This is a genomic window from Geodermatophilus sp. SYSU D01180 (assembly GCF_054050415.1).
Genome location: NZ_JBJGZH010000021.1, coordinates 55,309 through 66,976 on the forward strand (window position 1 = coordinate 55,309; position 11,668 = coordinate 66,976).

General features: G+C 76.6%; 13 protein-coding genes. 9 read left to right on the forward strand and 4 right to left on the reverse strand.

From position 1 onward, the window contains the following. Positions 1-39: 39 nt before the first annotated feature. Positions 40-501, reverse strand: coding sequence for an SRPBCC family protein (locus ACI8AA_RS17865; RefSeq protein ID WP_457045732.1), 462 nt, complete (start codon positions 499-501; stop codon positions 40-42). Between the two features lie 49 nt (positions 502-550). On the opposite strand from ACI8AA_RS17865, the gene ACI8AA_RS17870 reads away from it, so the two are divergent. Beyond that, positions 551-1,753 (forward strand): cysteine desulfurase-like protein, encoded by a 1,203-nt coding sequence (locus ACI8AA_RS17870; RefSeq protein ID WP_457045733.1) that lies wholly within the window; start codon positions 551-553, stop codon positions 1,751-1,753. Here ACI8AA_RS17870 and mftR read toward each other — a convergent pair. Next, a complete protein-coding gene (gene mftR, locus ACI8AA_RS17875; RefSeq protein ID WP_457045734.1) occupies positions 1,750-2,361 on the reverse strand; it encodes a mycofactocin system transcriptional regulator in 612 nt (203 codons plus the stop codon). The genes ACI8AA_RS17870 and mftR overlap by 4 nt on opposite strands. 133 nt (positions 2,362-2,494) lie before the next feature. On the opposite strand from mftR, the gene mftA reads away from it, so the two are divergent. The 3 genes from mftA to mftC are packed head-to-tail and all read left to right on the forward strand — an operon-like array spanning position 2,495 to position 4,138. Beyond that, positions 2,495-2,620, forward strand: a complete 126-nt coding sequence (gene mftA, locus ACI8AA_RS17880) for a mycofactocin precursor MftA (protein ID WP_457045735.1) — start codon at positions 2,495-2,497, stop codon at positions 2,618-2,620. Positions 2,621-2,633: 13 nt separating this feature from the next. Beyond that, positions 2,634-2,927, forward strand: a complete 294-nt coding sequence (gene mftB, locus ACI8AA_RS17885) for a mycofactocin biosynthesis chaperone MftB (protein WP_457045736.1) — start codon at positions 2,634-2,636, stop codon at positions 2,925-2,927. Continuing rightward, a complete protein-coding gene (gene mftC / locus ACI8AA_RS17890; protein WP_457045737.1) occupies positions 2,924-4,138 on the forward strand; it encodes a mycofactocin radical SAM maturase in 1,215 nt (404 codons plus the stop codon). Before mftB ends, mftC begins: the two co-directional genes overlap by 4 nt. Positions 4,139-4,405: 267 nt before the next feature. On the opposite strand, the gene ACI8AA_RS17895 is transcribed toward mftC, so the two are convergent. Continuing rightward, positions 4,406-4,897: a pyridoxamine 5'-phosphate oxidase family protein gene (locus ACI8AA_RS17895; RefSeq protein WP_457045738.1), complete on the reverse strand. Its 492-nt coding sequence runs from the start codon at positions 4,895-4,897 to the stop codon at positions 4,406-4,408. Between the two features lie 90 nt (positions 4,898-4,987). On the opposite strand from ACI8AA_RS17895, the gene ACI8AA_RS17900 reads away from it, so the two are divergent. The 3 genes from ACI8AA_RS17900 to ACI8AA_RS17910 all read left to right on the forward strand — a co-directional run bounded on the left by ACI8AA_RS17900 (position 4,988) and on the right by ACI8AA_RS17910 (position 8,553). After that, positions 4,988-6,244, forward strand: coding sequence for a multidrug effflux MFS transporter (locus ACI8AA_RS17900; RefSeq protein ID WP_457045739.1), 1,257 nt, complete (start codon positions 4,988-4,990; stop codon positions 6,242-6,244). A 47-nt stretch (positions 6,245-6,291) separates the two neighbouring features. Next, positions 6,292-6,975: a mycofactocin biosynthesis peptidyl-dipeptidase MftE gene (mftE, locus tag ACI8AA_RS17905; RefSeq protein WP_457045740.1), complete on the forward strand. Its 684-nt coding sequence runs from the start codon at positions 6,292-6,294 to the stop codon at positions 6,973-6,975. Positions 6,976-7,041: 66 nt separating this feature from the next. Beyond that, the gene (locus ACI8AA_RS17910) at positions 7,042-8,553 is read left to right on the forward strand and encodes a purine-cytosine permease family protein (protein ID WP_457045741.1); all 1,512 of its coding nucleotides are present in this window, start codon (positions 7,042-7,044) and stop codon (positions 8,551-8,553) included. A 5-nt stretch (positions 8,554-8,558) separates the two neighbouring features. Here the strand turns inward: ACI8AA_RS17910 and ACI8AA_RS17915 are convergent, their stop codons facing one another. Then, positions 8,559-9,572: an iron-siderophore ABC transporter substrate-binding protein gene (locus ACI8AA_RS17915; protein WP_457045742.1), complete on the reverse strand. Its 1,014-nt coding sequence runs from the start codon at positions 9,570-9,572 to the stop codon at positions 8,559-8,561. 80 nt (positions 9,573-9,652) lie between these two features. Here ACI8AA_RS17915 and ACI8AA_RS17920 point away from each other — a divergent pair, with 80 nt between their 5' ends. Both ACI8AA_RS17920 and mftF read left to right on the forward strand, forming a co-directional pair. After that, positions 9,653-10,192 carry a cysteine hydrolase family protein gene (locus ACI8AA_RS17920; protein ID WP_457045743.1) on the forward strand — a complete coding sequence of 180 codons (540 nt, stop codon included), beginning with the start codon at positions 9,653-9,655 and terminating at the stop codon, positions 10,190-10,192. Then, positions 10,189-11,622 (forward strand): mycofactocin biosynthesis glycosyltransferase MftF, encoded by a 1,434-nt coding sequence (gene mftF, locus ACI8AA_RS17925; RefSeq protein ID WP_457045744.1) that lies wholly within the window; start codon positions 10,189-10,191, stop codon positions 11,620-11,622. Before ACI8AA_RS17920 ends, mftF begins: the two co-directional genes overlap by 4 nt. Positions 11,623-11,668 lie beyond the last annotated feature (46 nt).

Below are 11,668 nucleotides of genomic sequence, written 5' to 3' on the forward strand. Positions count from 1 at the left end.
CGGAGGTGCCCCGGGCACCTCCGCGGTGGTGCACGGACCTCAGGACTCGGCGATGCGCTTGATCGCGGCCAGCGTCGCCGGGATGCCCTCGTGTGCCGCGCGCGTGCGCTGCTCGATCTGCCGCGGCGCGTCCTCGCCGTAGCGCTCGGCGAAGAACTCCAGGCCGGCGGGCAGGAACTCCCACGTCTCGGTCAGCCGGGTGCCGCCCTCGACCGGCTCGAGGAGGTAGCCCCACCGGACCAGCCGCCCGCTGACGAGCCACGCGAACTCCCGGCCGCGGTCGGCCGCCACCACCTGGCTGCGCGTCTCCCAGGTGCGCTCGGGCGTGACGTTGCGGCCGGTGAACCAGTCGCCGACCCGCCCGCCGGCGCCCTCGTCCCACCAGCAGGCGGCGCAGATCGGGCTCCACTCGCCGGTGCGGGTCACGTCGCTGACCAGGTCGTACACCTCCTCCGGGGAGGCGGCGACGACGATCGAGTCGGAGTGCGTCAGGGAGTCCACGCCCGGGAGTGTGCACGGGCGGGGCCGGGCCGCCGGGCATGCTGCCCCCGTGCACACGAGCTACGACGTCGCCGCCGTCCGTGCGGACTTCCCGGCCCTGCGCGCCGGGGCCGCCCACTTCGACGGGCCGGGCGGCTCCCAGGTGCCGCGCCAGGTCGCGCACGCGGTGGCCGCCACGCTCGGGTCCCCGATCGCCAACCGCGGCCGGCTGACCGAGGCCGAGCGCAACGCCGACGACGTCGTCCTGGCCGCCCGCGCCGCCGTCGCGGACCTCGTCGGCGGGGACCCGGGCGGCGTCGTCTTCGGCCGCTCGATGACCCAGCTGACCTACGACCTGTCCCGCACGCTGGCCGCCGCCTGGGGCCCCGGCGACGAGGTCGTCGTCACCCGCCTGGACCACGACGCCAACGTGCGGCCGTGGGTGCAGGCCGCCGCCGCCCGCGGGGCCACCGTCCGCTGGGCCGATCTCGACCCGGACACCGGCGAGCTGACCGCCGACGCGCTGCGCGCGGTGCTGTCGGACCGCACCCGCCTGGTCGCGGTCACCGGCGCCTCGAACCTCATCGGCACCCGCCCCGACGTCGCGGCGCTCACCGCGCTGGCCCACGACGCCGGGGCGCTCACCTACGTCGACGGCGTGCACCTCACCGCGCACGCGCCGGTCGACGTCGCCGCGCTCGGGGCCGACCTCTACGCCTGCTCGCCGTACAAGTTCCTCGGCCCGCACCTGGGCTGCGTCACCGCCGCGCCGGCGCTGCTGGAGACGCTGCACCCGGACAAGCTGCTGCCCTCGACCGACGCCGTCCCGGAGCGGTTCGAACTCGGCACGCTGCCCTACGAGCTGCTGGCCGGGACCACCGCGGCCGTCGACTACCTCGCCGCCCTCGGCGGCCCGGAGGGCGCCCGGCGCGCCCGGCTGACCGCCGGGATGGCCGCCGTCGAGACGCACGAGGACCGGCTGCGCGAGCGGATCGAGGAGGGGCTCGCGGAGCTGTCCGGCGTCACGCTGTGGTCCCGCGCCCGGCACCGGACGCCGACCCTGCTGCTCACCTTCGCCGACCGGCCCGCCGCCGAGGTCTCGCGCGCGCTGGCCGAGCGGCGGGTCAACGCCCCGGCCGGCAACTTCTACGCGATCGAGGCCTCCCGCCGGCTGGGGCTCGGCGACGCCGGCGGGCTGCGTGTCGGGCTCGCGCCCTACAGCGACGACGACGACGTCGACCGCCTGCTCGAGGGCCTGCGCGCCGCGCTCTAGCGCAGGTCGGGGAAGCCCTCCGCGAGCTGGGCGAACGCCGTCCGCAGCGCCTCGGCCAGCGAGCCGTTGCCGCCGGTCAGCCACACCTCGAACGCGGTGGTCGCGGCCGCGCGGGTGGCGGTGGCGACCAGGCGGGGGAGCAGGTCGGCGGGGTCCTGGCCGCGGCGGCGGGCGACGTAGCGCGCCACCACGTCGTCGACCTCGGCGTAGCGCAGCTGCGAGTGCGCCAGCAGCGCCGGCTCGGTGAGGATCAGCCGCATCCGCTGGCGCAGCACCGGCAGGTCGGCCTCGGCGTAGTCGTTGACCTCGACGTAGGCGCCGAACACGGCGGGCAGCACCGGGACGTCGTCACCGGCGGCGTCCAGCAGCGCGGCCAGCCGGGACACGTGCCCGGCGAAGTCCCCCCACACGGCGTCGGCCTTACCGCCCACGTGCCGGAAGAACGTGCGCCGGCTGGTGCCCGCGGCGGCGGCGATCTCCTCGATGGTGACCTGCTCGAAGCCCTCGGCGGTGAACAGCTCGAGGGCCGCGCGCTCGATCCGGGCGCGGGTGGTGGCGAGGCCGTCGCCCACGGCCGGCGGGACGGCGGTGATCGTCGGCGGGCTCACGCGCCCATCCTGTCCCACCCGGCCGCGCCGGTCAGCCCCTCGCCGGGCGGCGGCCACCCCCCTCGCTTGCCGGTGGCACCCGGTGTCTCTAACGTCCCCCGCAACCCGTCCCGCCGCTCTCCGGAGGCCCCGCATGCCCGAGACGACCGCCCAGACCGAGACCCAGGACGCGGTCGCGACCGCTGCGGCCGAGGAGGCGCTGGTCGAGGAGTCCCTCGTCGAGGAGGTCTCCATCGACGGCATGTGCGGCGTCTACTGAGCCGACCGGTCCCGTGACCCCTGCCGCTCCGGCCGCGGACGTCTTCGACCCGGCCCGACCCTGGCGGCGCGCCCGGTCGGTGGCGCTGCGGCCGGAGCCGTTTGGGGCGCTCGTCTACCACTTCGGCAACCGGAAGCTGTCGTTCCTCAAGTCGAAGACGCTGGTCAGCGTCGTCGAGACCCTCGCCGACCACCCCAGCGCCGACGCCACCCTCGTCGCGTGCGGCGTCCCCGAGGCCCAGCGGCCCGCCTACGTGAGGGCGCTCGCCGACCTCGCCCGCTCCCAGATGATCGAGGTGCGCGCATGACCGCCGTCGTCCCCCAGCGGCCCACCGGTGGGCGCCTGGTCGACCAGTTCGAGTACGGCCTCGACGCCCCGATCTGCCTGACCTGGGAGCTCACCTACGCCTGCAACCTGGCGTGCGTGCACTGCCTGTCCTCGTCGGGCCGGCGCGACCCCCGCGAGCTGACCACCGCCGAGGCCGAGGGCGTCATCGACGAGCTGCAGCGGATGCAGGTCTTCTACGTCAACGTCGGCGGCGGCGAGCCGACCGTGCGGCCGGACTTCTGGCACCTGCTCGACTACGCCATCGGCCACGACGTGGGGGTCAAGTTCTCCACCAACGGCGTGAAGCTCGACGCCGAGCGCGCGCGGCAGCTGGCGGCCACCGACTACGTCGACGTGCAGATCTCCCTCGACGGCGCCACCGCCGAGGTCAACGACCGGGTCCGCGGCACCGGCTCGTTCGCCACCGCCGTCAAGGCCCTGGAGAACCTGGCCGAGGCCGGGATGCAGGACTTCAAGGTCTCCGTCGTCGTGACCCGGGAGAACGTCTCCCAGCTCGACGACTTCAAGGCGCTCACCGACCGCTACGGCGCCCAGCTGCGGATCACCCGGCTGCGCCCCTCCGGCCGCGGCGCCGACGTCTGGGACCAGCTGCACCCCACCCAGGCCCAGCAGCGCGAGCTCTACGCCTGGCTTCTGGCCAACGGCGACCGGGTGCTCACCGGCGACTCGTTCTTCCACCTGTCCGCCTACGGCGAGGCCCTGCCCGGGCTGAACCTGTGCGGCGCCGGGCGGGTGGTCTGCCTGATCGACCCGGTCGGCGACGTCTACGCCTGCCCGTTCGCCATCCACGAGCAGTTCCTCGCCGGCAACGTGCGCGGCGAGGGCGGCTTCCAGCGCGTCTGGCAGCAGAGCGACCTGTTCCAGGAGCTGCGCAGCCCGCAGACCGGCGGCGCCTGCACCAAGTGCGCGCACTTCGACGCCTGCCGGGGCGGCTGCATGGCGGCCAAGTTCTTCACCGGCCTTCCGCTGGACGGCCCCGACCCCGAGTGCGTCCAGGGTTACGGCGAGACCGCGCTGGCCGCCCGCGACGCCGACCTCGTCGCGCCGCGCAGCCACCTCGACCACTCGCACACCGGCCCGGTGCGCGGCCAGCCGACGCTGCTCGGCATGCCGGCCATCCCGGCGAAGGCGTGCGACGAGTCGCCGCTGGCCGGCCTGCGGCTGGGCTGAGGGCTCAGCGGATCGGTGCCACCCCGGCGGGTCCGGGCCCGTCGGGGAGCAGGCCGGGCGCGAGGTCGGCCAGGGTCATGGTCAGGAACAGGGCGACGAGCAGGGCGAGCGTGAGCACGGGGCACCTCCGGGAGGACGTGCCCCCAGGCTGACCGCCGTCCCTGACCGGGCCCGGTGACCTGCCTGGGAGTCGGCTGGGTGCCCCTGGCCCCCTCGCAGGGCCCCGGCCCGCGCGGAGCGTGGGCCGGGGGCGAGGGGGGTCCTTCGTCAGGGGAGGTCGACGACGTCCTTCTCCCCGGTGTCGGGCTGCGAGCCGGTGGTCTTGGCCTTGACGAAGCTCAGCGCCGTCGCCAGTCGGTTGCCGGGGCTGTCCCAGTACTCGGCGGTGTCGCCGTCGACCTCCACCAGGACGACGGAGGGGTCCTCGGGCCCCTGCGGCAGCCAGGCCTCGACGCCGCTGTTCCACAGCTCCTTCTTCTTCGCGACGTCGTCGACGACGCGCGCGGTCCCGGTCAGCGAGACCCAGGTGCCGCCCGAGCCGATGCCGACGTTGACCTGCGGCGAGGCCCGGACGTGCGCGAGCCAGGGGGCGTCGTGCTCGGCGAAGAACCAGAGGTCGCCGTCGAACTCGACCTCCTGCAGCGCCATGGGCCGGCTGGTCAGCCGCCCGTCGGGCATGGTCGTGGTGAGGAAGCCGAACCTCTGGCCCTTGATGAGCCCGGCGACCTTGGCGGTGGCGTCCTGCGAGTCGGTGGTCATGCCCCTGCCCTTCCCCGGATCAGCCGCGCGACACGGGCGACACCCCGGCGTCCCGGAATGGACCGGCGGCCGGTTGCCTTGCGCAACGTCGTGACGACGATCCAGGACCGGCCGGAGACGAGACCGGCCACGACCCCCGACCGGCCCGGGACCGCCCGCACCGCGCTCACCCTCGGCGCCTTCGTGGCCCTCGGGCCCCTGACCGTGGACATGTACCTCCCGGCGCTGCCCACCATCGCCGACGACCTGCGGACCAGCTCGGCCACGGTGCAGCTGACCCTCACCGGCACGCTGGTCGGGCTGGCGCTCGGCCAGCTGGTGCTCGGGCCGCTGTCCGACGCCCTGGGCCGCCGCCGGCCGCTGCTGGCGGGGACGGCGCTGCACGTCGTCGCCTCGCTGCTGGTGCTCGTCGCGCCGTCGATCGCGGTGCTCGGCGCGCTGCGCTTCCTGCAGGGCGTGGGGACGGCGGCCGGCGCGGTCATCGCGCTCGCCGTCGTGCGGGACCTGTTCGAGGGCCGGGCCGCGGCCACCATGCTCTCCCGGCTGTTCCTCGTCCTCGGCGCGGCGCCGGTGCTCGCGCCGACGGTCGGCGGGGAGGTCCTCCGGGTCACCTCGTGGCGCGGCGTGTTCCTGCTGCTCGCCGTCTACGGGGTGGCGCTGCTCGCCGTGGGCTGGTTCGCGGTGCGCGAGACGTTGCCCGTCGAGCGGCGGCGCAGCAGCGGCGTCGCCGGGACGCTGCGCGGCTACCGGGCGCTGCTGCGCGACCGCGCCTACGTCGGGCTGGTGCTGGTCGCCGGACTGACGATGGCCGGGCTCTTCAGTTACGTGTCGGGCTCCTCGTTCGTCTTCCAGGACCAGTTCGGCCTCGACGAGCAGCAGTTCGGCCTGCTCTTCGGCGCCGGCGCGGTCTGGCTGATCGGCGCCACCCAGCTCAACCCGGTGGTGCTGCGCTGGTTCTCCCCGGCGCAGGTGCTCGTGACCGGCGTCGTCGTCGGCGCGCTCGCGGGCGCAGTGCTGCTCGTGCTCGCCGGCACCGGCACCGGCGGGCTGTGGGCGATCGCGCTGCCGCTGTGGGCGGTGCTGTTCGCCTCCGGCCTGGCGCTGCCCAACGCCCCGGCGCTCGCGCTGTCCCGGCACGGCGAGGCGGCCGGCACCGCGGCGGCGCTGCTCGGCGCGGTCCAGTTCGGCGTCGGCGCGGCGGTGGCCCCGCTGGTCGGCGTGCTCGGCAACGACGCGGTCGCGATGGGCGTCGTCGTCCTGGCCGCGCTGGTCGTGGCGATCGCGGTGCTGCTGCTCGTCGTCCGGCCGTGGCGGCTGCCCGTCGACGCCGAGGCCGTCCCCGCCTGAGCCCGGGGGCGGCAGGAATGGCCATTCCCGCCGCCTAGGCTGACCCGGTGCCCGACCTGGCCGGCGCCGCGTGGCCGGAGCTGCCCGAGCGCCCGCTGCTGGTCGTCCCGCTCGGCTCGGTCGAGCAGCACGGGCCCGCCTTGCCGTTCGCCACGGACACCGTCGTGGCCGAGGCGGTGGCGCGGGCGGCGGACCTCGACGGCGTCCTGGCCCCCGCCCTGCCCTACGGCGCCAGCGGCGAGCACGAGGGCTTCCCCGGCACCGTCTCGATCGGCACCGGGGCGCTGACCACGCTGCTGGTCGAGTACGGCCGCTCGGCGTGCCGCTGGGCCGGCCGGCTGCTGGTCGTCAACGGGCACGGCGGCAACCTCGACGCGCTGCGCCGGGCCGTGCCGCTGCTGCGCACCGAGGGCCGCGACGCCGCCTGGTCCCCCTGCGGCGTGCCGGGTGGCGACGCGCACGCCGGGCGCACCGAGACCTCGCTGCTGTTGCACGTGGAACAGGGGTCGGTGCGGTCCGGGGCCCTGGTCGCCGGGGTGACGACGCCGATCGGCGAGCTGCTGCCCCGGCTGCGCGCCGAGGGCGTGCACGGGGTGAGCCCCACCGGCGTCCTCGGCGACCCGGCCGGCGCCTCGGCGGAGGAGGGGGCCCGCCTGCTGGCCGGCCTGGCGGCCCGCCTCGCGGCGGCGGTGGCCCGCTGGGACGTGGGCGACGACGGGCGGCTGCGCTAGCCCCGCGGGCCCCGGTCCGCCCCGCGCGCCAGGATGGCGGGGACACGACACGGGGAGGAGACGCCGATGACCCAGCAGCCGGCCGTCGAGCGGGGCGCGGAGGTGGCCGCGGGGCGCGGCGCCGTCGAGACCAACGGCATCAACGTCATCGCCGAGGAGGAGCGTCGCGGCCACCCGCGCACGCTGTTCTGGCCGTGGTTCGGCGCCAACGTCAGCGTCCTGGGCCTGGCCTACGGCTCGTTCCTGCTCGGGTTCGGCATCTCCGCCGGGCAGGCGCTGGTCGCCGGGACGGTCGGCATCGTCGTCTCGTTCCTGCTCTGCGGGCTCGTCGCGATCGCCGGCAAGCGCGGCTCGGCGCCCACCCTCGTGCTCTCCCGCGCCGCGTTCGGCGTGCACGGCAACCGGGTCCCGGCCGCGCTGTCCTGGGTGCTCACCGTGGGCTGGGAGACGGTGCTGGTCAGCCTGGCCACCCTCGCGACCGCGGCGGTGTTCGGGCAGCTGGGCTGGAGCGGCGGGACGGCGACCCAGGTGGTCGCGCTGCTCGTCGTCGCCGCGCTGGTCGTGGCCGGCGGCGTGCTCGGATTCGACGCGATCATGCGCATGCAGGCGGTCATCACCGTGGTCAGCGGCGTGCTCACCGTCGTCTACGTGGTCCTCGTCGTCGACGACGTCGACGACGTCGACTGGTCGGCGGTGACCGCGGTCCCGGGCGGCACGACGGCGGCCGTCGTCGGCGCGCTCGTGCTGGCGATGACCGGCTACGGCTTCGGCTGGGTGAACGCCGCCGCGGACTACTCGCGCTACCTGCCGCGGACGGCGTCGACCGGCGGCGTCGTCGGCTGGACGACGTTCGGCGGCGCGCTGGCGCCGGTCGTGCTGCTGGGCACCGGCCTGCTGCTGGCCGCCTCGGACCCGGAGCTGTCGGGCGCGATCGGCGCCGACCCGATCGGCGCGCTCGGCACGCTCCTGCCGACCTGGTTCCTCGTGCCGTTCGTCGTCGTCGCGGTGCTCGGCCTGGTCGGCGGCGCGCTGCTGGACATCTACTCGTCGGGGCTGTCGCTGCTGGCCGCCGGGGTGCGGGTGTCCCGCCCGGTCGCGGCCGGCATCGACGGCACGCTCATGGTGCTGGGCGCGATCTGGGTGGTGTTCCTCGCCGACGCGAGCTTCTCGGTCCAGTTCCAGGGCTTCCTCATCACCCTGGGCGTGCCGATCGCGGCCTGGTGCGGGATCTTCCTCGGCGACCTCGCGCTGCGCCGCCGCCACTACGCCGAGGCCGACCTCTACGACGCGCGCGGCCGCTACGGCGCCGTCCCGCCGGTGCCGCTGGTCCTGCTCGGGGTGGGCACCGTGCTCGGCTGGGGGCTGGTCACCAACACCTACGCCGGCTGGCTGGACTGGCAGGGCTACCTGCTCGGCCCGCTGGGCCTCGGCGGCCGCGAGGGCGACTGGGCCTTCGCCAACCTCGGCGTGCTGGCCGCGTTCCTCGTCGGGCTGCTCGGCACGCTCGCGCTGCGCCGGGGGGCGGTGCGGACGCAGGAGGCCGCCCCGGCGGTGCCGGGACGGCCTCCTGCGTACTGAGCCGGTCAGCCCTGCAGCGTCTCCGCGAACAGCGGCACCGCGTTGTCGAGGGCGTACCCCGTGCCGAGGACCGAGCCGCTGGAGAAGGCGTTGACCAGTGTCTCGTCCTCGAGCACGAGCGCGTTGCCCTGCTGCACCGAGGGCAGCGTCTGCCACAGCGGGTTCGAGGTGATCTGCGCCGGGTCGACGAAGATCGGGAAGACGACGGTCAGCGGCGCGTCGAGCAGCGAGACCTGCTCGTCGGAGACCGGGACGAAGAAGCTCTCCGTGGCGAGGTCCTGGATGGCCGGCTTGTTGCTGAAGCCCAGCGCCTCCATGAAGTCGACGCGGGTGTCGCCGCGGACGTAGGCGCCGAAGCCCTCGGAGGTGTACGCGCCGACGGCGACCTCGGTGCCGTCGAAGGCCGGGTTGGCCGCGGCGGCGTCCCCGAAGCGCTGCTCCAGGTCGCTCTGCAGCTGCGCGGCCTCGTCGCTCTTCCCGAGCGCCTGGCCGACCAGCTCGAGCTGCTGCTGCCAGGTGGTCACGTACTGCTCGGCGCCCTCGGGGATCCCCACGGTCGGCGCGATCGCGCTGAGGGAGTCGTAGCGCTCCTGGGTGCCGTCGGAGCGGGTGTCGAGGATGAGGTCGGGCTCCAGCGCGGCGATCGCCTCGAGGCTGGGCTCCAGCGTCTCGATGATCTCCGGCGCCTCGTCGTAGAGCCCCTCGGCCCACGGGCCGACGCCCTCGCCGCCGAAGCCGAGCCAGTCGCTCGCGCCGACCGGCTGCACGCCCAGGGCCAGGGCCGTCTCGGCGTCGGACCAGCCGAGGGCCACCACGCGCTGCGGCTCCTCCTCGATCTCGACGTCGCCGAAGGCGGTGCTCACGGTGACGGGGAAGGCGCCGTCGCCGCCGGCCGCGGGGGAGGACGCCTCGGACCCCGCCGTCGAGCCCCCGTCGTCGGAGCCGCAGGCGGCCAGCGCCGCGACGGTGGTGAGGGCGGCCGCGGCCAGGGCGGCGCGCCGGGTCAGGGGACGGGACATGCGGGTCTCCTTCGATCGGTCCGGGTAAGGCTAGCCTGACCAAACCCGGCCGCGGCGCCACGGGCGGTTAGGGTCCGGCCGTGGCGCACCCCTCCGGCTGGCTCGTCGTCGTCGACCTGCAGCGGGTGTTCGGCGATCCGGACTCCCCGTGGACGGCGCCCCGCTTCGAGGAGGTCCGCCCGCGCGTCCGGCGCCTGGTCGACGCCTTCGGCGACCGCGTCGTCCTCACCCGGTTCGTGGCGCCGCAGGAGCCCACCGGCGCCTGGGTCGGGTACTACGAGCAGTACCCCTTCGCGCTGCAGCCGCCGGACGCCCCGCTGTGGGACCTGGTCGAGGACCCCGGCCCGGGCCGGGTCCTCACCGCGACCACCTTCGGCAAGTGGGGCCCGGAGCTGGCGGAGGTGGTCGGCGCCGGGCCGCTGACGGTGGCCGGCGTGGCCACCGACTGCTGCGTCGTCTCCACCGTGCTGCCCGCCGCCGACGCCGGCGTGCCCGTGCGCGTGGTCGCCGACGCCTGCGTCGGCAGCAGCGACGACGACCACCGGAAGGCGCTGGACCTCATGGGCCTCTACGCGCCGCTGGTCGAGATCACCGCCACCGACGCCGTGCTGGCCGGGTGAGGGTCCCGCCGCCGCCGGAGGCCCGGCTGCCCGACGGCTGGAAGGTGCGCCTCGACCCGCGCACCCGACGGCTCGAGGGCGGGGCGGCGCTGCTCGGCGGCTCGCCGCTGCGGCTGCTGCGCCTGGCGCCACGCGCCCGGGACCTGCTCGCCGGCGACCGCCTCGTCGTCACCGGCCCGGCGACGGCGGCGCTCGCGGCGCGCCTGCAGGACGCCGGGGTCGCCGTCCCCGAGCCCGCCGGCCCCGCGCCCGGCCCGGACGGCGTCACCGTCGTCGTCCCCGTGCGCGACCGCGCCGCCGGCGTCGCCCGCCTGCTGGCCGCCCTGCGCGCCGACCCGGACACCGCCGCCGTGCGGGTGCTCGTCGTCGACGACGGCTCGGCCGACGCCCCCGCGCTGGCCGCCGTCGCCGCCGCGGGCGGGGCCGAGGTGCTGCGGCACGACCGCTCGCTGGGGCCCGCCGCCGCGCGGAACACCGGGCTGCGCGCCGCGTCGACCCCCGGCGTCGCCTTCCTCGACTCCGACTGCGTGCCCCGGCCGGGCTGGCTGGCGACCCTGCTGCCGCACCTCGCCGACCCGCGGCTGGCCGTCGTCGCGCCGCGGATCACCGCCCTGCCGGCCGCGGACCCCGGCTGGGTGACCGCCTACGAGACGGCGGTCAGCGCCCTGGACGTGGGCCCGCACCCGGGACCGGTCGCGCCGCTGTCGGGCCTGTCCTACCTGCCCAGCGCGGCGCTGCTGGTCCGGCGGGCGGCGCTGGGGGAGGGCTTCGACGCGGGCATGCGGGTGGCCGAGGACGTCGACCTGGTGTGGCGGCTGGCCGCGGCCGGCTGGCGCGTGCGCTACGAGCCGGCCGCGCGCGTGGACCACGAGCACCCGTCGTCCACCGGCGCGTGGCTGCGCCGGCGGGCGGTCTACGGCACCGGGGCGGCACCGCTGGCCGCCCGGCACGGCCGCGCCGTCGCCCCGGTGGTCGTGAGCCCGTGGTCGGCGGCCGCGCTGGCCCTGGCGCTGGCCGGCGGGCGCGCCGGCCGGGTGCTGGCGGCCGCCGTCCTCGGCGACGCGACGGTCCGCCTCGCGCACCGGGCCGCCGGCCCGGACCGCCGGCCCCCGTACGGCCTGGCCGCGGCGCTGGTGCTGCGCGGCACGGCCGCGGCCGGCCGCACGCTGGCCCGCTCGGCCACCCGGCACCACTGGCCGCTGACCGCCGCCGCGGCGCTGGCCTCCCGCCGCGCGCGGCGGGCCGCGCTGGCCGTCGCCGCCGCCGACGCCGTCCTCGCCTGGTGGCCGCACCGGGCCGCGGTGGACCCGGTGCGCTTCGCCGCCGCCCGCCGGCTGGAGGACCTGGCCTACGGCGCGGGGCTGTGGGCGGGCGCGCTGCGCCGCCGCGACCCGGCCGCGCTGCTCCCCGCGCGACCGCCGGCGGTCTGACGCCCGGCCCGTCCCTGGTGCATTCGTGCGATCCGGGTCACCATGT